Consider the following 24,688-nt stretch of genomic DNA (forward strand, 5'->3'; position numbering starts at 1 on the left):
TCAAAACTGGCGTCAGGCTATGAGTCGGTTTATTATCGAGTTCGAGGAACGTCTCGATAAACACGTTAACTAAATGGCAGTTACACAGAATCTGTTACAGCCTCGAAAGGACTTAACGTTCCACGTTCAGTCCTATTTGTCCCAGCCAAATACATGAATACACACACTTGGTTTGAATAGTACTTCTGCAAAATAGGTTATTCCGAAATAAGTTCAGGTATTTCATCTAGCCCACTTTCAGCAATAGTCGGAGCACCCTGCACCGTTACACCATCACAGCTAACATAAACTTTTCCGTTCCTACGCACTTGAGTACATTCTTCTGGAATAATTTCTTTTTCGACCGTCTCTGTTACTGTTTCAGTGACTGTCTTAATAATAGGCTCTTCCGTTACCATCCTATATAAGTAATAAAGCCCCAAAGCAGCAGCGGTTGTAATAGCAACTAATAGCACTAGTAGAAAGGCTAACTTTAACCATCGAAGCACTCTGTCTAATCTACTGTTCCAAACACCATCTGAACTCTCTTTTCTCGCACTTGCTTCTTTTGAAGTAGCTTTAGCATTGGCCTCAGCAGTCCGACGATTAGCTTCCGCAGCTTTTCGTTTCTCATTCGCTATCTGTAATTCAATATGTGAATTTCGATTCTTTTGCTTATTGAGCTTAGAGCGTTCCTCTTCAATAAAGGTCTCTTGTTTTACAGCAGTTAACTCCGAATGCTCAGCTCCTGTATTATTTATATTGTTATCATCATTCTCTGTTGGAATACCTGTAGGGAATTTAGACTCTTCTAAGCTTTCGCTATTACTAGAGCTTGGCATCCCCGACTGAGTTGTGTTCTGGTTGTTTTGATTCAGTTGCGAAATCACTTGCTGCATCCGAATCTGGTGTAACTTCGTTAAGTCGAGGCTGCGCATTGATTAATTCCTCTAGCTCTTTGCCTGTGATATCAGCTGGTACAGGGATGATTCGCTCATGGATGATTACCTGAGGATCTTTAATGAAAATAGGTTCAGGTACAGTTTTAATCTTATCTACATAAACGGGAACTTCCGTTGGTACTTCGACGATTTTATCGACTTCCACAGCAACTTCTTTTACAACAACTTTTTCGATTTCTACAATTCGTTCTACTTCTACCTCTTTCTCGACAATCTTCTCAACCTCAACGATCTTCTCAACTTCTACTTCAACAGGTATTTCAATCTCAACAATTTTCTCAACTTCAACCTCTGTTGGGATTTCTTTAATTTTCTCGACTTCAACCTCTCGAATTTTCTTTCGACGATGAGCCCAAACCCTCATGTAACGAATCATTTTCCGATATGTAACTTCACGACGTGATTTCCTTTTACGTCGCAGTTTCATACTATCAGTAAGGCTATCCAAGCTAGCTTTTTTCTTTCTGAGAACTCTAGCTCTAACAGAACGTGCAATATGTTGAAGCAATGTATGCCTGACCTTCTTACTCTCCAAACGTTTTTCTCTAGCAATTCGGTTCTCTTCCGAGTTAAGAGACAAAAACAAATTGAGCAAAAAATACACTGGGTAAATCAGTCCAGAGACAAGCATCATAAATAAATCAAAAGGCTTCTGTAACTCAACATCAAACAAAGAAAATACAGATACAACAGCCTTTTCATAAGCGGCTTTCTTCAAGATGAATCCTGATTCAGTGCCTGCAAATTGATTCTTACTTTGTGTATTTTCTAATTTACGTTGTTCTATAGCGGTTTGTGTCTTATCCAAACTATCTTGAATACGAGATAAACGTTGCTGGTTATTCTCTCGAGTTATATTGAGGTTCGACACATCACTTGCTATTAGAGCCGCCTGTTGTTCAAAAGCCTTTACGGAGGAAGCACAATCAGCAACAGCAGAACAATCTACAGCTTTAAACCTACGAGTACTTGCTTGGTCATTTTGCTGTTGAATTTGTTCATTTTTAAGTGATATCTGTTCATTTATTGAAATCTGTTCCGCTCTAATTTCTGTCAATTGACGTTCAAACTTTTCAACATTGGTAAGAAGCGTAGTTAAGTATTCTTCACTGTTAGAAGTCAGTGTCTTTGCCTCTTCAACTTTACGAATTTCTTCTGTCGCTAAAGAATCCAGATAACTATTAACACCTGCATAGCAAAGAAACCAAAAAGATGGAACGAGAATGAACATCGAAACTTTTAGTACCCGACTAGATACACTCCACTCCTTGATCACTGCCGACGTCCAAATTAACACAGCAATCTCAGCACACCCCAGCAAAATACCAAATGGCGATATTGGTATAAATGGAATTAAAGGCTCAGCAGCAAAAAGGACATCATACCCTTTCACATTAAAGGTTATGATCATTGCACCCATGACATAAAGCATCAGAGTTAGTCCCCAGTGCTCTGGGAATTTCGCGGTTTCTATTTTCATTAATACATCTCTACGGAAAAGTATTCACGTATATTGTGAGCTTCAAGGATTAGCATGTCGTCACGACCATACTCAGCCATAAATTTGACGTACAAGTCCATGTCTCCACCAATGACCTTCCAATAGTCGATATATTCTTCGTACACTGCTTCTATGAATTCTGGGGTGTCTGGTTTGCTCGGTATATATGGGCGATGAAAACCAATTTCAGCTCCAGTTTGAATCCGTTTGTTAGTTCCTGCTGCATATATAAATCCACACGTAGAATAGCAATGCATATACTTATCAGCATCAGTGTCCCACTTATTATCATGCAAATATTGGCCGATCAAAATACCTTCGTCTAGAACACCTCCAGGGCTATGAAGCATCAATCGGTCAAGGTTAACTCCTTGTTTTTTAAAATGTTCGACATATGTAATAAACTTTTTATATGCCCCTTCAATTATCGGTCCCTCACCATATAAATAATGCCCATGCTCATCTTCTCCAATCATAAAATTCAATTTTTTAGAGTATTGCAAAGGGTGCTTATACTTCTCCGGAGCAAAAAAGCTCGGAAATATGAGTTGTTCAGGTGGCACTGTTGGTTTGGTAGGCTCAGTAGGCTCAGTAGGCTCAGTAGGCTCAGTAGGCTCAGTAGGCTCAGTAGGCTCAGTAGGCTCAGTAGGCTCAGTAGGCTCAGTAGGCTCTACATTAAGAGTCTCTTCTATCTTTTCAACATCTTTATCAACTATTTTCGAATTTGGCTGAGGTTCATTAGCTTTTTTATCTTGAGGCTCAGAATTTAGCTCGCTTGATTCGTCAGCATATAATGCCATTGCAGGCTCAACAGGAGCCTTAGCATTTGAAATACTAGGGTTCGAGCTATCAACTTGCTCAGCCCGACTTCCAAACTCGATTCTCTCAGATGTTGTATTTAATGATTTGTTGTATGAAGAGCAAGCTGAAACAAGAAGCATTAAGATCGTAGACACATATTTCTGATACAAGGTCATCTAAGAGCTCTCAATATGATAAAAGGGGCGTATCATATAGAATGACGTCTTATATATCAATATCCCACTCTAAAGAAAAGCTTCAAGGGATAAACACTAAAACTCCGTTGATTTACGACTTAACTGGATTTTAGCTGTCTGGTGATTTTATTGACTCTGTCATTCTTTGTAATCAGAAGAGCCACTCAGCAAAAACAAATAAACCCAGCGCGATGCTAGGTTTATTTTTTCAATAGACAATGAGGTTACAACGCTACTTGCGAATGATCATTTGCTCACGCTCTGGTCCAACCGAAACCATAACAATCGGCACACCCATTAACGCTTCAATCCGTGTGATGTAATCTTGCGCACCTTGAGGAAGGCTCTCGAACGTACGGCAACCAGTGATGTCTTCATCCCAGCCCTGCATAGTTTCATATACAGGCTGAAGATTTGCGGTTTGAGGCCAGATTGGGTTTTCGCTGTGTTCACCCTCATAAGCGACACAGATTTTAAGATCTTTCATACCCGTCAGGCAGTCAATTTTGGTCAATGCAATCTCGGTGGCCGCTTGCAGTTCAACCCCATTTCGAGTGGCTACCGCATCAAAGTAACCCATATCACGAGGACGGCCAGTAACCGCTCCATACTCATTCGAACTTTCGCGGAAGTTATCTTGCTCTTCCATCGCGGTCACTAAGGTTCCGGTTCCTACTGATGAGCTGAAAGACTTAGCAACGGCAATCACTCGCTCTGGTCTTAGCGCTGGTAAACCGCTACCAATTCCTGCATACGCTGCCGTCACATTAGATGAAGTTGTCCACGGATACTCGCCGTAAACAAGATCACGACCCGCCCCCAATTGCGCTTCAAATAATAGATTGGCTTGTTTGGCCTGCAATGCTTTTAGAGGCTCGGTGACATTGCAAATAAATGGTCTCCAAGTTTTTGTCTCTTCTAATAACCATGCCGTAAGTTCTGCCGCACTTTGGGTATAATCGAAATCAGGATATAACGCTTTCAACTGAGGCAGTTTCCAATCCAGCATGAACTGAATGCGTTGTTCTAATACCTCTGGTTGATTCAACCAACCGACCAAGATGCCTTTTTTCATGACACGATCACCGTAGGCTGGTGCAATGCCCTGTCGAGTCGAACCGTACGCGGCATCACCCAGTCGTAGCTCTTCTAGCGTATCTTCCAAAGCATGAAGAGGAAGGCATAACGTTGCACGATCAGAGATACACAAATTGACATCGACACCTACACTTTTTACTTCTTTAATTTCTTCTGTCAGCGCGGCAGGGCTGATCACCATTCCAGGGCCAAGAACAGCAATACAACTTGGATTGAAGATGCCGCTTGGAAGTTGGTGCAGTTTAAAGGTACCAAAGTCATTAACGACGGTATGGCCTGCATTATTACCACCTTGAAAACGAATGCTGGCAGAAGCATCTGATGCTAAAAAGTCAACGATACGGCCTTTGCCTTCATCACCCCAATTGGCACCCACAACAACAATAGACGACATAATAATTCTCCTCACTGATTAAGAAATGATCTTAGGCTCATTGATGAGATATGAGAAATTAATTATAATTATCAGCTTAATAAGAAACTCATATACCAACCTATTTTGTTCGCACACATAAAGGTAAACGATGCTCGATATCCATTGGCTTAAAACATTTGTTACGTTGGCGGAATATAAGCATTTTGGCAAAGCAGCCATCGCATTGCATATGACTCAGCCCAATGTGAGTTTGCACCTCAAACAGTTAGAGCAAGCCACCAACGTCAAACTCATTGAACGAAGCCCTTTTCATTTAACTCAAGCTGGCGAACGGTTACTTGAAAGTAGCCAAAGAACACTTCAAGAATTACAGGTTTGCCAAGCTGACCTTAATGCTCTCAATGATCTCGATAAAGGCGTGATTACCATTGCGGCCAGCGATATTATTTCTCGTGCGTTACTCATTGAGGCATTTAAGTTGTTTAAAGCCCAGTACCCGGGTATCGATATCGTGCTATTAAACACCACATCATCACAGGCTTCTAAACTGGTGAAAAATGCGGAGGCTGATCTGGGTTTTGTTATCTCCCAAAAACAGACACAACCTTTGCATTTTGTCGAATTACAGCAGGTAAACTGGGTCGCATTCGGCGATGGATTTGAACGAAATACCGAACAAGGCGAGGAGTTAACTTTGATCTTGCTCGGTCATGATACTCGTACAAGAGATCTCATTGATAACGCGTTACCGAAACTCAACCTTTCCAATTACAGAGTGATGGAAGTCGGCAGCGTGGATGCACAAATCGATTGGGCAGAAGCAGGATTTGGCGTCGCCATCGTTCCTGAATTCGCCCTATCCACTCAACGCCACCTGACCTCCTTGGTCACACCATTACCTGACTTTCCGACCACCGATCTGGGCTACATTGTTCGGCAAAATCAGATTCTATCTAAAGCCACCAAGCAGCTTCTTCATTGGGTCAACGATGGCATTTCTCTATTGCAAGAGAACGGAAACGAATAACGAATAAAGTGACAGCCTTTCTTTATCATCGTTTTGTGCCCAGATCCTCACAATATCTATTTACACTTTATCTGCAAAATAGGCCATGATCTCAGCAGTTGTCATCTCTTGGGTTTCATTTGAGAAACAATAATAGCTTGGCCTCATATCACTGAAATACTGCATATCCATTTCTAACCCATCCAAATTCGGAAACAAACCTACGGGCATGTTGTACTCACCCGTTGCTTTAAGTTTATAGAACAGATGAGTTCCACATTCAGAGCAAAAACCTCGCGATGCCCAAGAGGATGACTCATACATTTTGATATGGTCATCCCCTTCAATGTTTACTTTTGAGCCGCATTTCACCGCAAAGAAGGGTGCCCCACCCCATGTCCGGCATGATTGGCAATGACACACCGTAAATTTTGGATTTATATCCTCTGCAACGATTTTTACAGCGCCACAAAGACAACGTGTTTCTGAATGAGACATTCGCTTCACTCCTTAGTGAATGGATCGGTAAACGTATCTTCTCTCTTCGAGATATTGATCAAGATATATAACTAAAATTGAGACCTAGAGATCCCCTTTAACCCTACTTAACCACCGACTCCGCTTCGATGTTTCCAACCGATTGATAATGTGAAAATATCGTATTATCCATATCCATTTTAGAAAAGACTTGCTGAGCCTTTGGGTTTTCCATCGCTTTTACGGTTGCCGATTGAGCGAGTTCCGCACTTTCCCAAACAACAATATCAGTCCAACGATTTAGCTCCTCACTATAAAAATAGTGACGGCTCTGAAAACCATCGAAATGCTTCACTATTGTATTTAAGCTCTCCATCGCCTCTTGCTGCTCTTGATAATTCACCCCATCTACAAATTTAGTATTCACAATTTCAAATGTCGATGCCGCGCTAACTGAAGAAGCCAAAACTACGGCGGTAAAACCAGTCATCAGTGTTTTCATTTCTCTATTCCCTATTTAAACATTCCAATTATTTGATTAAGTCATGTCCATACTCAAAGCGAATACTGCATATCTGTCTCAATCAGTGGTGAAATGTTATGCTAACTATAAATACGACACTAAATGGCCTATTAATAATGCGCAGCTTTCAAAATAGACAAGAACGGCTTGATAATCTTATTGGTCTATTAGAAAACAATAATCTATGGACGGCGAAGGCATTAGCCGATTCACTTGATGTCTCGGTGAGAAGTATCTCGCGAGATATAACTTTGTTACGTCAACAAGGTTACGATATTGATGCTGAACGAGGTGCCGGAGGTGGGATTGAGTTAAGAGGGATGGCCCGTCCTCCTAAATTCTTTTTAAGTGATGAAGAGATTTTGAATACCTTAATGGCCCTCGCACTGACCGATTCGTTGAACTGCCCCATACTGGGTGACAACATATCGAGCGTGAAAAATAAACTCACTTTCTTTCTAAACGATGAGCAGAGAAAACGCATCAACCTCTTACGTAAGCGTGTATTGGTTGGTGCTGTTGCTTCTGAAACTGTCGCCAATACAGTGACGAATACGCACTACCCTTTTTTGAATAACGTCAGCCAAGCATTTATTCAGCAGCAAAAGCTCTCCATTCGCTATGTCTCAGAAAAAGAAGTAGAGACAAAAAGAACCATAGAACCGCAGTTTATTTTACTCAATTGGCCTGCTTGGTATCTTTTAGGCTGGGACTATCTGAGAGCTGCACCTAGATTATTTCGAATTGATAGAATAACCGATGCCACGGTCGAAAATGGGCGTTTTCGGCTTAGAAGTTCGCGGAGTTTACTTAGTGAGTATGGGGATTATTTCAATAGCATGTAGCTTTGGCGGCCTAAAGACCGCCCACACAAAACGAAACTACGCAGCTTGGTTCACGCCATCTTCAGGACAATTTTGTCATCTTAAAACCGCCGCGCCAGTACGAGATAAGTTGCTGTCCTTCTATGCATTTTCCAACGCAATACAGTACATATTAAGTGGGCCTTCTAACATATCGATATTCAGTTTCGAAACGTCAACACTACAATTTAATGCAAGTGCAAATCCATGAAGATAATCAACCAGTAAATCTAGTGCATTTTTCGTTGATTCATCACTTAAGTTTAATGGCGCTACCACCACATGAAATCGCTCAATGAATACTGCTGCGGGGCTATCAGAACTCATACCAAGAAGTGTTTCCAGTAGTCCAGAGTAATTGTTTAACAACGCTAAGTAGCTGGTGCACAACTCTTTCAGCTCTAGTTTCCAATGGTTAATCGCCTGCGGTTCATAAATATCTTCTATCAACGACGTTGTGATCGACTCTAGTAGTGTATTTTTATTGCTGAAGTAGTGATAAATCGCCATCGCATCAACATCTAAATGTGATGCTAACTTTCTGATACTCGGGATTTTTCCCTCAGCTCTCATTAATGATTTGGCCATATCAATAATGGTGTCCGCACTTAACTGATTGCTCACACCTTTTGGTCGACCGCGTTTTTTTTCCTTGACAGACATTTCACTCTCTCACTAAAATAACTTTAATTTCTACACTGTAGAATAATTTAACTCCATACTGAATGTAAAGCAAGGGCTCAGCTCAGCTTCGTTCTTCTAAACTCAAAAAGAGACGACAATATGAAATGTTCCGTATATATCGCGACCAGCCTTGATGGTTTCATCGCTAAAAATGATGGCAGTGTCGATTGGCTACATACTGCTGGTAACCCAAATGCAGATATGGGTGACCAAGCCGATATGGGATTTGCTCAATTCATGGCGTCTGTAGATTGTTTGATCATGGGCCGAAAGTGCATGGAAATGATTTCAAGTATGGAACTAACGCCAGAACAGTGGCCTTATGGTGACACTCGTATCATCGTTCTGAGTAACACCATAAAGCAGGCTCCAGACAACGTGAAGCAACACGTTGAAATGTATTCAGGGGATCTCAACGCTTTAATCTCTAAGCTTGAAAATGAAGGACACCACCACGCGTATGTCGATGGCGGTAATACAATTCAAGCCTTTCTTAATAAACAATTAATCAATGAGATCACCATAACACGCGCCCCACTGTTACTCGGAGAAGGTATCCCTCTATTTGGCGAAACGGCCAATGTAATCAAATTAGAACAGGCACAAGCAACGGCTTTTGCTAACGATTTCATTCAGGTTAAGTACAGCGTCAATTATTCATAACCAATTTTATTTCAGTGATATTGATACTCAGCCTACAAGTATTTCTCTATCGGTAATAGCTGCAAGAAGCGTGATTTGAAACGCTCCCATTTGCCTGTTTCTGGCTCACTTTCCCAGCTATTATCCCCTGAATACCAACGCGTCTTGCCTTCGTACAAACTAAGACGCCAACTATTATCTTCACTCATCGCCAGCTCAATATCATCTGCGAGGCTTTGTGCCACCGTTTGATTTTCAATGATCAAAACAGACTCAGTATTCAGATAGGTAGAACGTAAATTAAAATTGAAAGAGCCAATGCTCGCGATTTGTCTATCAAAAACAGCTGATTTTGCATGCAGCCCATAAGCTAATGTTGGTGCACATTTAGAGGCATCACCCGTAGACACTTCACACAATTTTGTCTCAGGTTTTAGCTCAAATAGCTCGATTCCGTGATCAAGCATCTCATCTCGTCGACCTGCATAGCCAGAGTGATTCGTTGTTAAATCATTAGACGCCATCGAATTCGTCAATGCTTTTATCTGAACACCTTCACGGTTAAGCGATTGCCACTCCTCTAATTGGTTATCATCAAAGATCAAATAAGCGGATTCCAATAGTATCTCTTGATCAGATTCTCGCGCTAACTCAGCTAATACTTTAGCCGTGGCTTTTGGTTCGCTGGTATTGTCTGCATCAATTGGAACAGGTCGGTCAGACACAAAACGGGCGCTCACCCATGTCATCTCACTCATCAGTGTTTTTAGAAGCAGATTCGCCGTCTTACTATCTTCAGGTAATGCTGGATAATTTGTATAACGAGGTGCTGAGATTTCATCTAATACAGGCAGATCAGATGACGCCTTCCCGCCTAACAAATCGACAGGGTATGACCAACGACTGTCCCAATAGCGTCCAAAGCTCATTTGGATATCGCCAACAACCGCGCCCATCACGAGAACATCTCGGTCACGGAAATTAATTTCATCTGAGAGATCAAAATACTCATCACCAATGTTACGTCCGCCAACAACAGAAAAGGCACCATCAACGGTAAATGATTTGTTGTGCATACGGCGATTTAGGCGAGAAAAATCACCCAATACATTTAACCATTTGGCGACGCCACGACGAGTAGGAATGGGATTGAAAATGCGGATCTCAATTTGAGGATGTGAATCCAGTGCAACAAGCAGATCTTCTCTTTCATTAAGATTAATGTCATCAAGCATGACACGCACTTTAACGCCTCGATCAGCCGCAGCAAGTAAGCGGCTCGCGAGATAATGACCCGACGCATCAGAGTTCCAAATATAGTATTGAATATCAATGCTCTGTTCTGCAGTTTCTATCAGTGCAAGCCGTTGTGACAATGCATCCCAACCCGTATCTTGCAATAAGACGGCACTGTTTTCTTGTTTAGAAGGACTAAGCGGATAAGTACTCACCAACTCTGATAATGTGCTCGTCGACGAAGTGATGATCGGCTCTGCTGGGTGGTCGATCTCTTCTGGAAGTGATCCACACCCAGATAGAATCGTGATTAAAAATAGGGTGACACTGACACGTTGTAGCAAAAGCATGAATCGCACTTCCTCTATAGTATGAAGTCCAATAAGAACTATCTTTCCTTTAATGTCGGCATCACCATACAATTTGGGAGTACCGAACTGAAAACTATTATGGCAAACAAAGTTCATCAAGATAAGTACGATAGCCATTTAAACTTTTGTCACATAAACTTTAGTCACATAAACTTTAGTCACATAAACTATAGTCACTTAAATTTCAGCTACTTGAACTTTAGTCGCTCAACATTAAAGAGTCCAAAATACCTTTACCACTATGAATGCCGCCTTCATTTTACTCGCAAGATCATAATGCCAAATTGCACCACAGCCTAGCGTTAGAGCTACTGGCTGAGCATCTCAATGAGCAAACTTTTAAGCTGAATATCTAAAACTAAGATATGATGACCTACCCACAACTTGACTGATATTTTTATGCCCTCTTTCTCTTTTTCGCTAATCCCTGTTGGGGTTAGGTTCATGCTCCTCTCTGCTTTTGGATTCGCGCTCATGTCTGCTTGCGTGAAGTACATTAGCCTATACGGTATTCCAGTATTTGAAATTGTAGCAGCAAGGGCTTTAGTCTCTTTGATCATTAGCTATATCGATGTCAAAAGAAAAGGCATTTCGATTTGGGGAAACAACAAAACACTGCTTTTCGTTCGCGGCCTTGTCGGCACTACCGCTTTGATGTGTGTGTATTATGCCGTAACGACGTTGCCGCTAGCTGAGGCAACCATCTTACAATACGTTCATCCCATTTTTACCGCTTTACTCGGCGTTCTATTTCTTAAAGAACGAGTCCAACACTCCACCATGATATGCATTGCTTTCTGCCTTGCAGGTTTATTGGTGATGGTACAACCGAGCATGACAAGTGACTTAACCCATGAACTGCCACTTTTTAGCGTAATCATCGCGTTATGTGGGGCATTTGGAAGCTCGATTGCTTACGTAATCGTGAGGAAGCTAAGCCAAACTGAAGATAGCTCCGTCATTATTTTCTACTTTCCATTGGTCGCGTTGCCGATCTCGACTGTACTTATCTGGAATGACTTCGTATGGCCAAGCTTCTTTTTAACCATCATGCTGGTTTTGGTCGGTATTTTTACCCAAATCGGTCAATACGGTCTTACTAAAGCGATGCAGACTCAAGCCGCAGGTAAAGCTTCAGCCTACTCATATGTTCAGATTATTTTTTCTGCACTTCTAGGAGTATGGATATTCAATGAAGTCCCTTCAATTTGGACTTATTTAGGAGGCGGTTTGATAGTGACAGGCGCTCTGATCAATGTATTCGGCAAACGAATATTCTCTCAATTTAGCGCTAAGTAATCGAAAGGCAGAGTCTCTTGTAACGACTCTGCCTTCGCTTATCTATTCTGCTAAAGAGAAAATATCGTTTTAGCAGTATGGCTTGTCTACATCAAACGTTGGAAACTATTCGCTGGCCGCGGCGGATTCCCATTCCGTTAGCAGTTGCATTATTCGATACGAATCATCCCAAGTCGCGCATGGGTTAGATAACGCTTTCTCTCCTGCTTTTACTGCATTGGCTACATGGCGCACTTGATACAAAAAGGCGTCACCGTCCGCAGGAACAGAAACATTACGCTTTGACGTTTCATACACTTCAACCGAGAAGTCATTCTCTTTATTTGGCAGCCATGGATTAGAGTTCATGGTGATGCACCCTTTGCTACCTAGAATAGTGAAGTGGTGTTTTAATCCATGATCTTCTGCGGTGTGAACCGTTGCTGTCTGCTGGTCGCCAAAGCGCATCATAAGGCTAGATTCACAAAGGTTCCCATCCGAGCCTTTTCTTCCAATAGCATGGAGTGTGCGATTATCAAAAACGTGCTCTCCTAGCATAGTTTTTGCTACCAAATGCAATAAAGACACGGGATAACAACCCAAATTGTATAACGCGCCTTTACTGTCTGGATTTACAAATTGAGCAATGGATGCGATGTACGACGTTTGAATGGAGCGCAGTTCACCGATCTCGCCCGAATCAAGAACCGCAACGAGTTCACGAATAAGTGGGTGGTGCAAATACATCAGCCCTTCAGCAAAAAAGACGTTATGTTCTTTCACGGCTTGTAAGGCAAGTTCTGTTTTTTCCATATCAACCGATAGTGACTTTTCACAGAGAATCGCTTTTCCACGCTGCGCGGCTTTGATAATAAAATCATGGTGGACGTGGTTTGGCAATGCGATGTAAATGATATCCACCAGATCATCGTTTAATAGCGCTTCGTAATCGGTATAACGAGTGCCAACGGAGTATTGATCTGCAAATAAAGACAGGTTCTGTTCTGAGCGTCCAGCAACGGCATACAAATGGCTATCAGGATCTGAGTTAATCGCTTCAGCCATGACGCCAGAAATAAAACTTGTACCTAAAATTCCCCAATTCATTCTGCTGCCTCTCCCGCTTGATGAGTTTCAAAAACTTGAACTAATGAGGTCACATCTGAAGCAATAAACGCTTGAGTGTGTGGCATAACAAAGTGTGCGTCGATGGCGGCTCTATTTTTATACCGCTCCCACAATATCACTCTGTCTGGTGTCTTTTCATCGTAAGTCGCCATCGCTTGTAAACACCCTTCTTCAGCCTGCATGTCGACACAAAATTGCTCAATGGCTTCAATAACGGATTCTCTTGATAACTGAGTCTTCATTTTTAGCTCAGCCGTAACAAATATAGTGTCGTTCATCATCACTTCCTATGTTGTTAAATTTATTCTCAATATTGGGCTCAACTATAATTAACTTCATAAGATTGATAAACTGCCCCATATTTTATTGTTTATTAACTGGTAGTGCATAATGGACAAACTAACAAGCATGAAAATTTTTGCTTATATTGTCGAACATGGCAGCTTTCGAAGTGCTGCTCATCAGTTCCAAATTTCACCGACAATGGTAGGTAAACACGTCAATTTTCTTGAACAAAGCTTGGGAACTCAACTGATTCAACGGACAACTCGTAAGCAGTCTTTAACTGAAGCAGGTAAGCTTTACTACAGCGAGTGCCATCGAATTATTGAAGATATAACAAACGCAGAAAACCTGATTCAGACGTTAATCAACCGACCAACAGGGACCATTAAAGTCAACTGCCCTGTAACATTCGGCAAGAAAATTCTGACTCCCATTGTGGCAAGCTTTCTTGAAGAATACCCAGATCTTAATATCGAGTTAATGCTAGATAACGGACTTATTGACCCTTATCAGAATGATGCAGATATGATAATTCGTATTGGCGATCTTGTTGATTCTTCCCTTGTTGCAAGAAAGCTCGGCCACTATGAAATGACCTACTGCGCTTCTCCCATTTATCTTGAAAAGCATGGACAGATTAATTCATTAGAAGAACTCAAACACCACCACTGTTTAGGATTTCACTATCATCAAAGTGAAAGCCAACAGGTGATGAACTTACCGTCGAACACCTTTAGCAATACTAGCTCTCGGCTGACCTCTAATAATGGTGATGTTTTAAAGTTTGCAGCACTTCAAGGCATTGGCATCCTTCTTCAACCCAAGATTTTGGTCACACAAGAGATAGAATCGAATCAGCTTATCGAAATTCTCACAGATTCCACTCCAAAGCCAAAACCGATCCATTTACTTTATCGATCTAAACATCTGTCTTTAAAAAATAGAACTTTTGTTGATTATGTTCTCAAGCATATTGATGAGAGTTAGCCGACTTTCGATACTTACTCATAGCCTAAAGCATCAGGAAACTTTCAATTTATGGGAAGCTTCAATGGATAGGAAACTTAAGAGCTATAGAAACCTTAAATTTATAGATTCACAAAAACACCATAGACTTCACAGTATAGTTTGGACTAATAAGTATTATTGGTACTACAAAATCTAACGAGTAACTCAAATGACCAATAATACTTCCGAGTCACCCTGGGCTCCCTACGTTCTCAATGACCAAGAGGTGCAATCGCTTCTCCCTAAATTAGATGTTAAATCTCTCATGGGGACGCTGTTTTCATCTTTAGCTCGTGATAACGCAGTACAGCCTAGCCAAACGTTAACACCATTCCCTAACAATAAAGGCGATTACATCACTTACCTCGGCGTACTTGCTGAACAAGGAGTGTTCGGTGCTAAGCTTTCCCCTTACATAGTGACTGATGGGGCTCCGATTATTACCGCTTGGACACACCTGATGTCGATGAATACAGGTATGCCACTGCTGCTTTGTGATTCAGGGCAACTGACGGTTGAACGAACCGCAGGAACCACGGCATTAGCCATTGATTACTTAGCAAAAAAAGAGAGTTCGCATTTAGCATTAATAGGTGCAGGTAACGTCGCTTTAGCGCATCTTCGCCATGTGATTTCGTTAAGAAAGTGGGAACGCATCACGATATTTGCCCCTGAATTAATTGATAACGACGTTCGCCAAAATGAAATACGGGCAATAGATAGCCGAATTCAAATTGCTTTACACTCTAGTCAAGCCACAGAAAACGCCGATGTCATTATGCTATGTACCTCTGCGGCAAGCGCTGTCATTTCCGAACAACAGATCCCACAATCGGCATTGATCACTTCCATTAGTACGAATGCCGTCAATGCGCATGAAGTGCCACCAGCGTTACTGAACAAAATGGATGTATATTGCGACTACAAATTAACCACACCTGAAAGTGCTGGGGAAATGAAATTGGCAAAAGATCAACACGGTTGGGATAAGGCTAACATTGTTGGAGACTTATCAGATCTTGTCGCTCAACGCTGTCACCTACCGGACTATAAGAAGCCTGTGTTCTTTCGCTCTATCGGCTTAGGGCTCGAAGATGTTGCGATCGCTTATGGTATATGGCAACTGATAGACAGCAAAAAATAATAGAGACCATCGATTTTAAAACTTTATGAATAAAGGAATGTAATATGAAAATTAAAGAGTTTGGTGTTGAAATTTGGATGAATGAGTATGAAAACTCTTGTCTCTATAATTTGGCTGAAACCTGTGTTGAATCTTTAACTGTTGAACAGTTGCTCGATATGGCAGGAAAACGAGAAACGATTCTCAATGAGTTACTGCCAATGAAGCTCACTTATGGAGCAATTGAAGGTTCGGATCGTTTACGCAATAACATCACTGAGATTTATCAGAATCAGCAAAAAGAGAACATTCTGATTACTCACGGAGCAATCGGTGCAAATGCGCTGATTCACCAAACGCTGGTAGAACCGGGAGATCGTGTTGTTTCAGTCTTACCCACTTACCAACAGCACTACTCCATTCCCGAAAGTTTCGGTGCGGATGTGCAAATAGTAAAACTAAAAGAAGAGAATAATTTCTTACCTGATTTAGAAGAATTGCAAAAGCTAACCAATAGCAACACTCGCCTGATTACTATTAACAACCCGAATAACCCAACAGGCGCATTAATGGATGAAACTTTTCTAAAACAAGTCGTAGATATTGCTCGTGCCTGTGATGCGTATTTACTGTGTGATGAAGTCTACAGAGGAACGGATGCTTCCGGAGACGGTTTCACCGCGTCCATTGCCGATCTGTACGAAAAAGGGATCAGCACTGCAAGTATGTCTAAAAGCTTCTCTCTTGCAGGGTTAAGACTGGGCTGGATAGCGGCTCCAACGGATGTTATTCACGCGGTCACTATCCATCGGGATTACAATACGATCAGCGTTGGAATGCTAGACGATCACTTCGCCTGCATAGCATTAGAATGCAAAGAGCAGATCCTTGAAAGAAGTCGTTCTATCTGCCAAGCCAACCGAGAGGTTCTTGATGCTTGGATCTCTAATGAACCGTTAATCAGCTACGTAAAACCACAGTCAGGAACCGTGGCATTACTTAAATATGATCTTGATATGTCCAGCCGTGAATTCTGTGTACGCCTGCTTGAATCAAAAGGCGTCATGTTCACACCTGGAAGTGTTTTAGAAATGGAAGGTTATGTACGAATCGGATATGCCAATAACCCACAAGTACTCAAAGATGGGCTTCAGAAGACTTCGGAGTTCCTTGCTGAATTGAATGGTTAAATGCTCCATTCGTTTTTATATTATCTAAAAAATGCCCTTAACTTTATACTCTAAAGAAGGGCATTTTTGTCATCACGACTTTCTTAGCTGCTTGATTTCACGTAAGTAGTTAAATACGGTAGCCCTTCCCATCCCAAGCACGTTGGCCACATAGTCTGCCGAGCTTTTTCCGTTGAATGCTCCTTGATCAAATAACGCTTCAATCAATTCACGTTTATCCTGACGAGACAGTGCCGAGATCGTTAAGCTATTACTCGCTAACCAACTATGAATAAAGCTATTTACTTTATCTTGCCAATCATCATGAAATAGCTTCTCTGGCTGTGGAATAAGGTTCTTTATTGGAAGCAAAAGTGCCAACGCATCTTGAGCCGCTTGCACCGGAGCCGTGCTCATATTGATGCATAACATACCAATAGGGCTGCCTTGATCATCTCTAAGGACAATACTAATGGAACATATTTTCTTTCCGTCCCAGTTTAGTTTTTCATAAGGACCAATTACCGCTTCATTCTGCGCAAAATCGACATCATCAAGAGACGACGGATCGCCAATTTTCCGCTTAGAAATATTATTCGCAATATGCACTACGGACTGACTTTCTAAATCATGAATAATGACTTCTACATAGTCAGAAAATAGCAGAGCTATCCCATCAGCAACAGAAGCATATCGGCTTAATATCGTATTGGCGTTCAAAGAATTCTTATCCTGTTCCGTTTAGCTAAATGCAGGTAATACATCGCAAAGAAGAAGTATATTACCTAGCCTCACTAATATTGTATAGATTTTGGTACTTCACGCGAGTCCCTAGCGAAAGTGCACATAGTCACCTATGTTTATATATGCATATTAAGAAAAACGACTATCAATGAAAATATAACGTCAGGCTTATCATTATGAATAGAAGAAATAAAGCGATCGTCGATGAAGAAGTCGAATTCTCAGACAATGAGGAGCTAGTCTCAACGACAGACAAAAGGGGGGTAATTACCTATGTAAACGAAGAGTTTTGCAGGGTATCAGGCTACGAAACGCACGAGCTTCTAAATAAAAACCACAACATGATTCGCCACCCAGACATGCCTAAAGCGGCGTTTAAAGATTTGTGGGAACATCTCAAGAATGGGCAAGCATGGCGAGGCGCTGTTAAAAATCGCTGCAAAGATGGTCGGTACTACTGGGTTGATGCTTTTGTCACCCCCATTTTTGAAAACAACATCTTGGTTGGCTATCAATCTGTTCGCCGTAAATTAGCGCCCGAAGTCAAAAACCGTGCGATCAATTTGTACTCCGTTTCGAGTAAGGCTCGAAGCCTCACATCAAGCATTCTTGTCACCACCAAACACCGAATCATCATGCTATTTTTTGTCACATTATGCGCCGTCATTATGGGTTTTTATGTCTCTCCTCTTGCCACTTTGATCGTGCCATTTGCAACCATTAGTGTGCTTTACCATGAGCTATTCATTCGCCAAAAATTCTACGACGAACTCAAACAAAGCTATGACAGCATTTCTCGTTTGGTCTTTTGTGATGACAAGACAAACTACGCCGAATATCACTTAAAGATGCAGCAAGGACGAGTACAAACCATTTTAGGACGAACGTTAGACAGCAGTAGTAATTTACTTAAACAAGTGCACTCTTTAGAAAACGTCTCCGATAACGCTCACCATAACATTGAAAAAGAGACCGTAGAGATTGAGAACATTGCATCGGCGGTTGAGCAAATGGTGGCAACCATCGGTGAAGTTTCAAGAAATAGCGCCTCGACATTGGATCAAGTGCTCTCGGCCAATACGACTTGCCAAGATGCAAACTCGTTAAGTAAGAAAACTCAAAATCAAGTCTCGACCTTAGTGGACGACGTTTCCGCTTCCTATGAGTCTGCCGAAAACTTGTCTCAAAAGCTAACCAGCATCACATCGATTATGTCTGAAATTCAAGGCATTGCGGAACAGACAAATCTCCTTGCGCTTAATGCGGCAATTGAATCGGCTCGTGCTGGTGAATATGGCCGAGGTTTCTCAGTTGTTGCCGATGAAGTGAGGGCTCTCAGCCAACGAACACAAAAAGCCACCAGCGATATCCAGCAATCAATGGGCAGTGTATTAGAGTCTGTAGCGGAACTCTCTGAAACGATGAAGCAAGGGAAAAACTCGGCGCAGATATGCATTGAATTCACAGCAGATACGCAGCGGAAAATTGAGGAAATGGCGAATGTAATGCAGCACATCGAAGCCGCAGCGACTCAAATATCAACCGCAACAGAAGAGCAATCTGTCGTAGCCAGCGATATTAATCAGAACATTGTAACTATTCGAGATGCATCCCAATGTAACTTAAAAGAAGTAGATGAAGTCACGGAGCTAACGCGTCACATTAAAGGCAAAGCGCAACAGTTGGCATCGCTGGGGTTATCTTTTCAGAAATAATGGAAAGTAGATAAGCAATAAAATGGAGATCAAAAAAGAGTCGTGAACGCATCTTGGAAAATGCACTACACGACTCTCTATTATTCAGACTCTTGATGATCTCTAACGTTTAGATCATTGAAACTAAGTCTATTTCTGAAGCTGCTCTTTTGCTGCTTCAACTTTTGAGAAGTCTAGTCCAAGCTCTTCTACTGCTTCTTTAATTAGCGCAGGGTTTTGCATAACCTGCCCCATTAGCAATTGCAGTTTGTCTTGAGGTAAACCTAATTGACCAATTGTTGCCATTGCCGCGAGTGGATTTTGAGTCAACGTCTCAAAAAGTTCACGGATTTGTTCGTCACTGATATTACTTTCTTTCAAGATTGCAAGAATTGGGTTCATTACTCTACCTTTAAATACTAAATCAAACATCGCGTAGTCTAACATTATTTAGACTACGCTGAGAATTACAGGTTATCTAATCGAATATGACTGTTTTTCAGGTCATCACGGGTGATACCGTTTCCGTTATTAAAATCATTGAAGTGACGCAATAACTCTGCAATAGCGTGAATAGATGCCAATAAGTCACCAGTATGTGCAGATTCAGATGACGTATGCATATTACGAATTGGATAGCCGATGGTGATCGCAGCACTATCTACACCTGCAAGTGCAGCCGCCATGCCATCCGTTCCCATATCTCGACCAGAAAAGTCGATTTGGTATGGGATCTCTTTCTCGCTACATACATTTGCTAACGTTTGAACTAAAAATTCAGAGCTTACTGAGCCTCGACCAACGGTAAAGCCTTCGCCCATTTTCAATGGCGTCATGTTACGGCTGCCAATTCCCGGAGCTGCTTCATAATCGTGATTAACATCGGTTGCAATCAACACGTCAGGCTTAAGCTCACCCACCACTTGCGTTGAACCAAAACGACCAATCTCTTCATGAGTCGCAATTGTGTACAACACTCGAACTTTATCTAGCCCTTCGCTTGCCAACATACGTGCAATTTCAGTCACCGAAAAACAGCCCAAACCGTTATCTAAATACGCACCATAGAAAGTATCGGCCGCAACACCACGTTTAATTGGTCGATCTAATAAAATAGGGTCTCCTGCACGTAAACCAAGCGCTTCCACTTGCGCCTTGCGATCTTCGCCATGCATGTGCAATTCTAAATAAATTGATTCAGGTTTAATCCCTTGCTCGCCCGTACGTTGCGCAGGAGTAGAGAAGTGAATCGCCCCTAGAGCTTCAACCGTACAACCTGTAATTGATTTATACGCTCCTGACTTTTCAGGATCCAAACAGAACACTTTCACTTCGTGGCCAATGAGCGTGGTTGGCAAGAAAGAATCGGTGTTAATCCATACTTTGCCATCTTCATCAATTTTACGAACTTGCATACGAATCTTATCTGCGTGACCAACAATCATTACGCTGGTTAAATCATCACGCCCAGGGTGTGAATCGAAAACGATGCTCGCACTTCCCTTAAATTGGTGAACGCCCCAGCTTGCTGGCATAAAAGATTCAAATTCTGGTTTGATGACACCGTAGCTCATTGCCGCTTCGAAGCCAATTGGAGAGGGAGCCGCTAACACTGTAGACATGAAATCAAATTGATCTTGTGCCATTGGTTGGGTCCAAGCCGACTGTTTTTGAGCATTCTCATTGGTTGTATTCATTGTTTACTCTTTTCTATCCATTAATTGACGCTACGTTAATCAGAGCAACCGTGAACTTCAAGTGATTCGAATAAAATAATTCCCACATTACTTACCATATCACTCTTAGAGTAATGCGCATTAGGTCAATATCGAGCTACTTAACCAAGCCCAAATAAGCTAAAATGCTGCCCATTATCTTAGCTTTGAGCCTTTTATACTGATGACAACAACCACAACACCAGCCAACTTTGCAGAACTTGGGTTAATTCAACCTCTGTTAGCTCGTCTAACTGAACTTGAATATCAACAACCTACACCGATTCAAGCACAGGTCATTCCTAGCGTTTTAGCAGGTCGTGACTTGATCGCTGGTGCGAATACTGGTTCAGGTAAAACCGCCGCTTTTGCGCTTCCTTTGTTAGAGTACGTTTTCACGCAGAAGCAATCTGAAAAGCCAAGCGGTAAAGGAAACTATGTTACTGGGCTTATTTTGGTTCCAACACGTGAATTAGCCAAGCAAGTATCAGACAGCATCAAGTCTTATGCTACGCACTTCAACGGAGCGGTTAAGACGGTTGCGGTATTCGGTGGCGTATCAGCAAATACACAAATGCTCGCACTGCGTGGTGGCACCGATATTCTCGTTGCAACCCCTGGTCGATTGCTCGATTTAATCTCAAGCAATGCCATTAAGCTCGATAAAGTAAAAACCTTAGTGTTAGATGAAGCAGACCGCATGTTGAGCCTCGGCTTTACGGAAGAATTATCTGCACTGTTAGGTTTACTACCGAAACAGAAACAGACGCTACTTTTCTCTGCAACGTTCCCTGAACAAGTTCAAACACTGACTCAAGAGTTATTGATCGACCCAGTAGAAGTACAGTTACAAAGTACCGATGCCAGCACGTTAGTGCAACGCGTATTTACTGTGAACAAAGGTGAGAAAACAGCTCTACTTGCTCATTTAATTCATCAACATCAATGGCGACAAGCGTTGATTTTTGTTAACGCAAAGAACAGTTGTGAGCACTTAGCGGATAAGCTTCATAAGCGTGGCATTATTGCGGAAGTATTTCATGGCGATAAAGGCCAAGGCGCTCGTACTCGTGTACTTGAAGCGTTTAAAGCCGGCGAGATTGACGTATTAATCGCAACAGATATCGCCGCTCGTGGTCTTGATATTGAAAAGCTACCTGTTGTCATCAATTTTGACTTGCCAAGAAGCCCATCAGACTATATGCACCGTATTGGCCGAAGCGGTCGTGCTGGTGAAGTAGGTTTAGCGCTCTCACTTATCGATTATGAAGATTACCATCACTTCAAGATCATCGAGAAGAAGAACAAAATCAGACTTGACCGTGAACAAGTTGAAGGATTTGAAGTCGATGAAGCAGCGGCTGAAGCCTATCTAGCGGCCAGTAAGCCAATGGCAAAGCCAGCAGGCACTGGCAAAAAGAAGCGCAAGAAAAATGCAGCTGGAAACTCAGACTACTGGTTGTAGCAATTAATACTAGTGCACAGTAAACGACGATTTTAGATAGAAACCGTCGTTTAAGGTTAGGTGGTTAGCGCCAACCCATCTAGCCTTAAATGCCTACCCTAAATAACCTGCAACGTTGAACATTAATTATCCGTAACTAATTTGACACGGTTACGACCCGATAATTTCGCGTCGTACAACGCCTCATCAGATTTTGAGAGTATCTCATTCCACCGTTTACGTATTTCACCATATTTAATCTTTCCAAATGCACCAATCGAAATGGTTACGGTTAACTCATGATTCGCACATATGATAGGAGTGACTGAAATCGATTCACGCAGGCGATTGAGTACCAACTCAACATCAGACTCTGGAGATACCGCTAACACCAGAACGAACTCCTCACCGCCCCATCTAACCAGCAAGTCATTATCACTACGCGCATTTTCATTTAAGCGACGAGCCACTTCTGTCAACACAACATCGCCAACATCATGACCGTAAATATCATTCACTTTCTTAAAATGATCCACATCGGCCACTAACACAACAAGATCATAAGCCGCTAGCTGGTTATTTTGTGCAGCCTTTTCCAACCATTGCTCCAAATATCGACGGTTATGCAGGCCAGTTAAAGGATCTTCTAATGATTGAGACGTCAGTGTTTCATTAGATCGACGAAGACGGAAATTTGTTTTGGACACGGAGATATAACGACGGAAAAGAATATAAATCACCAAACAGAATATAAGTAACACTGACACCCACAATTTATCGAGCATTTTCTGCTGTGACAGGCGAGCCGAATTTAGTGCATTTTCATACTTTAATAGCTCTATTTCGTTTTCTTTATACTTAGCCTCATAGTTTTCTTGAAGAGCAAATAACTCTTTGCGTCGTTCGTCGAATAGATAGTCATTCCGTTCATTCGCATACTCCTTATACAACACTAAAGCCTCTTTATAATCAGACTTATCTTCATGAATTTTGGCAATAAATGCCTTCATTGATATTGCTTTTATGCGATTATTGGCGGCGTCAAATTGTGCGAACACTTTTTCCGCTAGCGCTAAGGCTTCATCAAATCTCTTCTGCTTCAAATACGTTTCTGCCACCGCTTCATTGCAATACATGAGCCCCGCTCTATCTGATACTTCCTCTGCTAGAGTCAAACATCGATGAGCACTTACTATCGCTTCATCTATTTGATTTTCCTGAATCAGTAACGTTACCAAGTTAGCAAGCGCATAAATTTGGGAATAACGAGAGCCTTTTTCTGTCGATAACTTAACCGCAGCGCGAAAATGCTCGGACTCCAACTCCTTATTATCCAAACTTTTAGCAATAATCCCGGCATTGATATGCAGCATCACTTTAACGCTAGGGTTATTAAAATGCGAGTGTTCAACCAACGAAAAGGCCCGACGACTGTATTTATCCGCTTGCCCCCACTCCTCTAAGCGAAAGTAAACGGTGGAAATATTGGACAGTACTCTAGCCTGTTGAAGTATGTCTTTTTGTTGAGTAAAAATATCCAGCGCAGTTCGGTAATCCTCCATCGCTTTTGGATAGTCAGATAACTCAACATATAGATTTGCTCGCCATTTCGTGGCTCTTGCCAACAAATGCCAATATTCTGCTTGTTTGGCAATCTCGATGACGGTTTCTACTCGTCGTAATGCTTCGTCATAATATCCGATCTCAATGAATTCAATGATCCTCTCCAATTCAGCCTCACCCTGCATCCATGCTTGATCTAATCGCTCACCTAAAGAGTCTAGCCTGGCGACATGGTCCCCTGAATATTTATCCTCTTGCCACATATCGGTAGAACCAAGCGCGCCTTCCAAACGAAATAGAGTCAAATAATATAGAGCTTGCTTAAGGTTATCCTTTTCCTCAATGCTCGCTAATGAAATTTGGGACAGCATTTTCCGGGCGACTTCTGGTTCGCTATCGGCTAACTGATAAATGGAAAATATGGCTTCATCTTGTGCGGTAATTTTATCCGCAAAAAAGAGAGGAATAGGTAATGGTCCATTGGCTTGCGCGTACAAGGACACGGAGAGCAAAAGTGACGAGATCAAGTAAAAAGCGAGTGTTTTAAATTTTCGAGGTTTGGGCATAAATTATTTTTTTGGGGGTAATTTACATAAGATCTTGATTGCTTATCAATTTTTAGTCAATCCTTTGTCTCAATTTATCTTGAGTCTTTTGTAAACAAACTAAGGCACTGTACAATTTTTTTCACTTAGAGATAAAAATATCAACGTTTAACAATGCAAGAGGTATGTGTTCAGCTTTCAACTATTCATACACCGAATTATCCACGAGATACGTATCACCTAATACTGCAATGTCGTTGTGTACAAGTGAGTACG

The 24,688-nt window shown here is 41.8% G+C and carries 24 protein-coding genes; 9 read left to right on the forward strand and 15 right to left on the reverse strand.

From position 1 onward, the window contains the following. Positions 1–197: 197 nt before the first annotated feature. The 4 genes from F0249_RS00005 to F0249_RS00020 all read right to left on the reverse strand — a co-directional run bounded on the left by F0249_RS00005 (position 198) and on the right by F0249_RS00020 (position 4,932). The gene (locus F0249_RS00005; RefSeq protein WP_171755452.1) at positions 198–869 is read right to left on the reverse strand and encodes a hypothetical protein; all 672 of its coding nucleotides are present in this window, start codon (positions 867–869) and stop codon (positions 198–200) included. After that, positions 808–2,421 (reverse strand): hypothetical protein, encoded by a 1,614-nt coding sequence (locus tag F0249_RS20105; protein ID WP_216599477.1) that lies wholly within the window; start codon positions 2,419–2,421, stop codon positions 808–810. Before F0249_RS20105 ends, F0249_RS00005 begins: the two co-directional genes overlap by 62 nt. Beyond that, entirely contained in the window at positions 2,421–3,419 is a 999-nt protein-coding gene (locus F0249_RS20110; RefSeq protein WP_216599478.1) for a hypothetical protein, read from the reverse strand. Before F0249_RS20110 ends, F0249_RS20105 begins: the two co-directional genes overlap by 1 nt. A 253-nt stretch (positions 3,420–3,672) precedes the next feature. Beyond that, the gene (locus F0249_RS00020; RefSeq protein WP_171755453.1) at positions 3,673–4,932 is read right to left on the reverse strand and encodes an adenylosuccinate synthase; all 1,260 of its coding nucleotides are present in this window, start codon (positions 4,930–4,932) and stop codon (positions 3,673–3,675) included. A gap of 130 nt (positions 4,933–5,062) precedes the next feature. Between F0249_RS00020 and F0249_RS00025 the strand changes: the two genes are divergently transcribed. Then, the gene (locus tag F0249_RS00025) at positions 5,063–5,941 is read left to right on the forward strand and encodes a LysR family transcriptional regulator (RefSeq protein ID WP_017053440.1); all 879 of its coding nucleotides are present in this window, start codon (positions 5,063–5,065) and stop codon (positions 5,939–5,941) included. Positions 5,942–6,001: 60 nt separating this feature from the next. Here the strand turns inward: F0249_RS00025 and F0249_RS00030 are convergent, their stop codons facing one another. Together F0249_RS00030 and F0249_RS00035 are read right to left on the reverse strand one after the other, a co-directional pair. Next, entirely contained in the window at positions 6,002–6,418 is a 417-nt protein-coding gene (locus tag F0249_RS00030) for a GFA family protein (protein WP_017053441.1), read from the reverse strand. Between the two features lie 103 nt (positions 6,419–6,521). After that, positions 6,522–6,899: a hypothetical protein gene (locus F0249_RS00035; RefSeq protein ID WP_171755454.1), complete on the reverse strand. Its 378-nt coding sequence runs from the start codon at positions 6,897–6,899 to the stop codon at positions 6,522–6,524. A 98-nt stretch (positions 6,900–6,997) separates the two neighbouring features. Between F0249_RS00035 and F0249_RS00040 the strand changes: the two genes are divergently transcribed. Further along, positions 6,998–7,765, forward strand: coding sequence for a YafY family protein (locus F0249_RS00040; protein WP_171755455.1), 768 nt, complete (start codon positions 6,998–7,000; stop codon positions 7,763–7,765). Positions 7,766–7,885: 120 nt separating this feature from the next. On the opposite strand, the gene F0249_RS00045 is transcribed toward F0249_RS00040, so the two are convergent. Beyond that, positions 7,886–8,446 carry a TetR/AcrR family transcriptional regulator gene (locus F0249_RS00045; RefSeq protein WP_113798253.1) on the reverse strand — a complete coding sequence of 187 codons (561 nt, stop codon included), beginning with the start codon at positions 8,444–8,446 and terminating at the stop codon, positions 7,886–7,888. A gap of 120 nt (positions 8,447–8,566) precedes the next feature. Between F0249_RS00045 and F0249_RS00050 the strand changes: the two genes are divergently transcribed. Beyond that, positions 8,567–9,130: a dihydrofolate reductase family protein gene (locus tag F0249_RS00050; protein WP_017053445.1), complete on the forward strand. Its 564-nt coding sequence runs from the start codon at positions 8,567–8,569 to the stop codon at positions 9,128–9,130. 32 nt (positions 9,131–9,162) lie between these two features. Here the strand turns inward: F0249_RS00050 and F0249_RS00055 are convergent, their stop codons facing one another. Further along, positions 9,163–10,695 (reverse strand): phospholipase D family protein, encoded by a 1,533-nt coding sequence (locus F0249_RS00055; RefSeq protein ID WP_171755456.1) that lies wholly within the window; start codon positions 10,693–10,695, stop codon positions 9,163–9,165. Between the two features lie 329 nt (positions 10,696–11,024). After that, the gene (locus F0249_RS00060; protein WP_171755451.1) at positions 11,025–11,192 is read right to left on the reverse strand and encodes a hypothetical protein; all 168 of its coding nucleotides are present in this window, start codon (positions 11,190–11,192) and stop codon (positions 11,025–11,027) included. Between F0249_RS00060 and F0249_RS00065 the strand changes: the two genes are divergently transcribed. After that, entirely contained in the window at positions 11,116–12,015 is a 900-nt protein-coding gene (locus F0249_RS00065) for a DMT family transporter (protein WP_029203458.1), read from the forward strand. The genes F0249_RS00060 and F0249_RS00065 overlap by 77 nt on opposite strands. 105 nt (positions 12,016–12,120) lie before the next feature. Here F0249_RS00065 and F0249_RS00070 read toward each other — a convergent pair whose 3' ends face one another. Together F0249_RS00070 and F0249_RS00075 are read right to left on the reverse strand one after the other, a co-directional pair. Beyond that, a complete protein-coding gene (locus F0249_RS00070) occupies positions 12,121–13,101 on the reverse strand; it encodes a Gfo/Idh/MocA family protein (protein WP_171755457.1) in 981 nt (326 codons plus the stop codon). Next, complete coding sequence (locus tag F0249_RS00075; protein WP_017053450.1) at positions 13,098–13,400, reverse strand: putative quinol monooxygenase; 303 nt, start codon at positions 13,398–13,400, stop codon at positions 13,098–13,100. Before F0249_RS00075 ends, F0249_RS00070 begins: the two co-directional genes overlap by 4 nt. A gap of 112 nt (positions 13,401–13,512) precedes the next feature. Here F0249_RS00075 and F0249_RS00080 point away from each other — a divergent pair, with 112 nt between their 5' ends. The 3 genes from F0249_RS00080 (at position 13,513) to F0249_RS00090 (ending at position 16,728) form a co-directional block, all read left to right on the forward strand. Next, positions 13,513–14,394, forward strand: a complete 882-nt coding sequence (locus F0249_RS00080) for a LysR family transcriptional regulator (protein WP_171755458.1) — start codon at positions 13,513–13,515, stop codon at positions 14,392–14,394. 190 nt (positions 14,395–14,584) lie between these two features. After that, positions 14,585–15,559: an ornithine cyclodeaminase family protein gene (locus F0249_RS00085; RefSeq protein ID WP_171755459.1), complete on the forward strand. Its 975-nt coding sequence runs from the start codon at positions 14,585–14,587 to the stop codon at positions 15,557–15,559. A gap of 44 nt (positions 15,560–15,603) precedes the next feature. Further along, entirely contained in the window at positions 15,604–16,728 is a 1,125-nt protein-coding gene (locus tag F0249_RS00090; RefSeq protein WP_171755460.1) for an aminotransferase, read from the forward strand. Positions 16,729–16,800: 72 nt separating this feature from the next. Here F0249_RS00090 and F0249_RS00095 read toward each other — a convergent pair whose 3' ends face one another. Then, on the reverse strand, positions 16,801–17,427 hold the full coding sequence (locus F0249_RS00095) for a transcriptional regulator (RefSeq protein WP_017053454.1): 627 nt from the start codon (positions 17,425–17,427) through the stop codon (positions 16,801–16,803). A gap of 200 nt (positions 17,428–17,627) precedes the next feature. On the opposite strand from F0249_RS00095, the gene F0249_RS00100 reads away from it, so the two are divergent. Then, positions 17,628–19,166 carry a PAS domain-containing methyl-accepting chemotaxis protein gene (locus tag F0249_RS00100; protein WP_171755461.1) on the forward strand — a complete coding sequence of 513 codons (1,539 nt, stop codon included), beginning with the start codon at positions 17,628–17,630 and terminating at the stop codon, positions 19,164–19,166. A 129-nt stretch (positions 19,167–19,295) separates the two neighbouring features. On the opposite strand, the gene F0249_RS00105 is transcribed toward F0249_RS00100, so the two are convergent. Next, positions 19,296–19,547, reverse strand: a complete 252-nt coding sequence (locus F0249_RS00105) for a DUF2999 family protein (protein ID WP_029203459.1) — start codon at positions 19,545–19,547, stop codon at positions 19,296–19,298. Positions 19,548–19,612: 65 nt separating this feature from the next. Then, positions 19,613–20,842, reverse strand: a complete 1,230-nt coding sequence (locus tag F0249_RS00110) for a M20/M25/M40 family metallo-hydrolase (protein ID WP_171755462.1) — start codon at positions 20,840–20,842, stop codon at positions 19,613–19,615. 202 nt (positions 20,843–21,044) lie between these two features. On the opposite strand from F0249_RS00110, the gene F0249_RS00115 reads away from it, so the two are divergent. Beyond that, the gene (locus tag F0249_RS00115) at positions 21,045–22,325 is read left to right on the forward strand and encodes a DEAD/DEAH box helicase (RefSeq protein WP_171755463.1); all 1,281 of its coding nucleotides are present in this window, start codon (positions 21,045–21,047) and stop codon (positions 22,323–22,325) included. A 122-nt stretch (positions 22,326–22,447) separates the two neighbouring features. Here the strand turns inward: F0249_RS00115 and F0249_RS00120 are convergent, their stop codons facing one another. Next, complete coding sequence (locus F0249_RS00120; RefSeq protein ID WP_171755464.1) at positions 22,448–24,433, reverse strand: GGDEF domain-containing protein; 1,986 nt, start codon at positions 24,431–24,433, stop codon at positions 22,448–22,450. Positions 24,434–24,688 lie beyond the last annotated feature (255 nt).

The organism is Vibrio sp. 03-59-1, from assembly GCF_013114135.1.
Taxonomy (GTDB): domain Bacteria; phylum Pseudomonadota; class Gammaproteobacteria; order Enterobacterales; family Vibrionaceae; genus Vibrio; species Vibrio cortegadensis.

Excerpts from the sequence above, each read along its gene's own strand:
- F0249_RS00035 (WP_171755454.1), bottom strand. The coding sequence starts at position 6,899 with ATGAAAACACTGATGACTGGTTTTACCGCCGTAGTTTTGGCTTCTTCA.
- F0249_RS00060 (WP_171755451.1), bottom strand. The coding sequence starts at position 11,192 with ATGAGCGCGAATCCAAAAGCAGAGAGGAGCATGAACCTAACCCCAACA.
- F0249_RS00065 (WP_029203458.1), top strand. The coding sequence starts at position 11,116 with ATGCCCTCTTTCTCTTTTTCGCTAATCCCTGTTGGGGTTAGGTTCATG.
- F0249_RS00070 (WP_171755457.1), bottom strand. The coding sequence starts at position 13,101 with ATGAATTGGGGAATTTTAGGTACAAGTTTTATTTCTGGCGTCATGGCT.
- F0249_RS00030 (WP_017053441.1), bottom strand. The coding sequence starts at position 6,418 with ATGTCTCATTCAGAAACACGTTGTCTTTGTGGCGCTGTAAAAATCGTT.
- F0249_RS00025 (WP_017053440.1), top strand. The coding sequence starts at position 5,063 with ATGCTCGATATCCATTGGCTTAAAACATTTGTTACGTTGGCGGAATAT.
- F0249_RS00085 (WP_171755459.1), top strand. The coding sequence starts at position 14,585 with ATGACCAATAATACTTCCGAGTCACCCTGGGCTCCCTACGTTCTCAAT.
- F0249_RS00020 (WP_171755453.1), bottom strand. The coding sequence starts at position 4,932 with ATGTCGTCTATTGTTGTTGTGGGTGCCAATTGGGGTGATGAAGGCAAA.
- F0249_RS00100 (WP_171755461.1), top strand. The coding sequence starts at position 17,628 with ATGAATAGAAGAAATAAAGCGATCGTCGATGAAGAAGTCGAATTCTCA.
- F0249_RS00120 (WP_171755464.1), bottom strand. The coding sequence starts at position 24,433 with ATGCCCAAACCTCGAAAATTTAAAACACTCGCTTTTTACTTGATCTCG.
- F0249_RS00075 (WP_017053450.1), bottom strand. The coding sequence starts at position 13,400 with ATGAACGACACTATATTTGTTACGGCTGAGCTAAAAATGAAGACTCAG.
- F0249_RS00045 (WP_113798253.1), bottom strand. The coding sequence starts at position 8,446 with ATGTCTGTCAAGGAAAAAAAACGCGGTCGACCAAAAGGTGTGAGCAAT.
- F0249_RS00115 (WP_171755463.1), top strand. The coding sequence starts at position 21,045 with ATGACAACAACCACAACACCAGCCAACTTTGCAGAACTTGGGTTAATT.
- F0249_RS00040 (WP_171755455.1), top strand. The coding sequence starts at position 6,998 with ATGCTAACTATAAATACGACACTAAATGGCCTATTAATAATGCGCAGC.
- F0249_RS00105 (WP_029203459.1), bottom strand. The coding sequence starts at position 19,547 with ATGAACCCAATTCTTGCAATCTTGAAAGAAAGTAATATCAGTGACGAA.
- F0249_RS00090 (WP_171755460.1), top strand. The coding sequence starts at position 15,604 with ATGAAAATTAAAGAGTTTGGTGTTGAAATTTGGATGAATGAGTATGAA.
- F0249_RS20110 (WP_216599478.1), bottom strand. The coding sequence starts at position 3,419 with ATGACCTTGTATCAGAAATATGTGTCTACGATCTTAATGCTTCTTGTT.
- F0249_RS20105 (WP_216599477.1), bottom strand. The coding sequence starts at position 2,421 with ATGAAAATAGAAACCGCGAAATTCCCAGAGCACTGGGGACTAACTCTG.
- F0249_RS00050 (WP_017053445.1), top strand. The coding sequence starts at position 8,567 with ATGAAATGTTCCGTATATATCGCGACCAGCCTTGATGGTTTCATCGCT.
- F0249_RS00110 (WP_171755462.1), bottom strand. The coding sequence starts at position 20,842 with ATGAATACAACCAATGAGAATGCTCAAAAACAGTCGGCTTGGACCCAA.
- F0249_RS00080 (WP_171755458.1), top strand. The coding sequence starts at position 13,513 with ATGGACAAACTAACAAGCATGAAAATTTTTGCTTATATTGTCGAACAT.
- F0249_RS00055 (WP_171755456.1), bottom strand. The coding sequence starts at position 10,695 with ATGCTTTTGCTACAACGTGTCAGTGTCACCCTATTTTTAATCACGATT.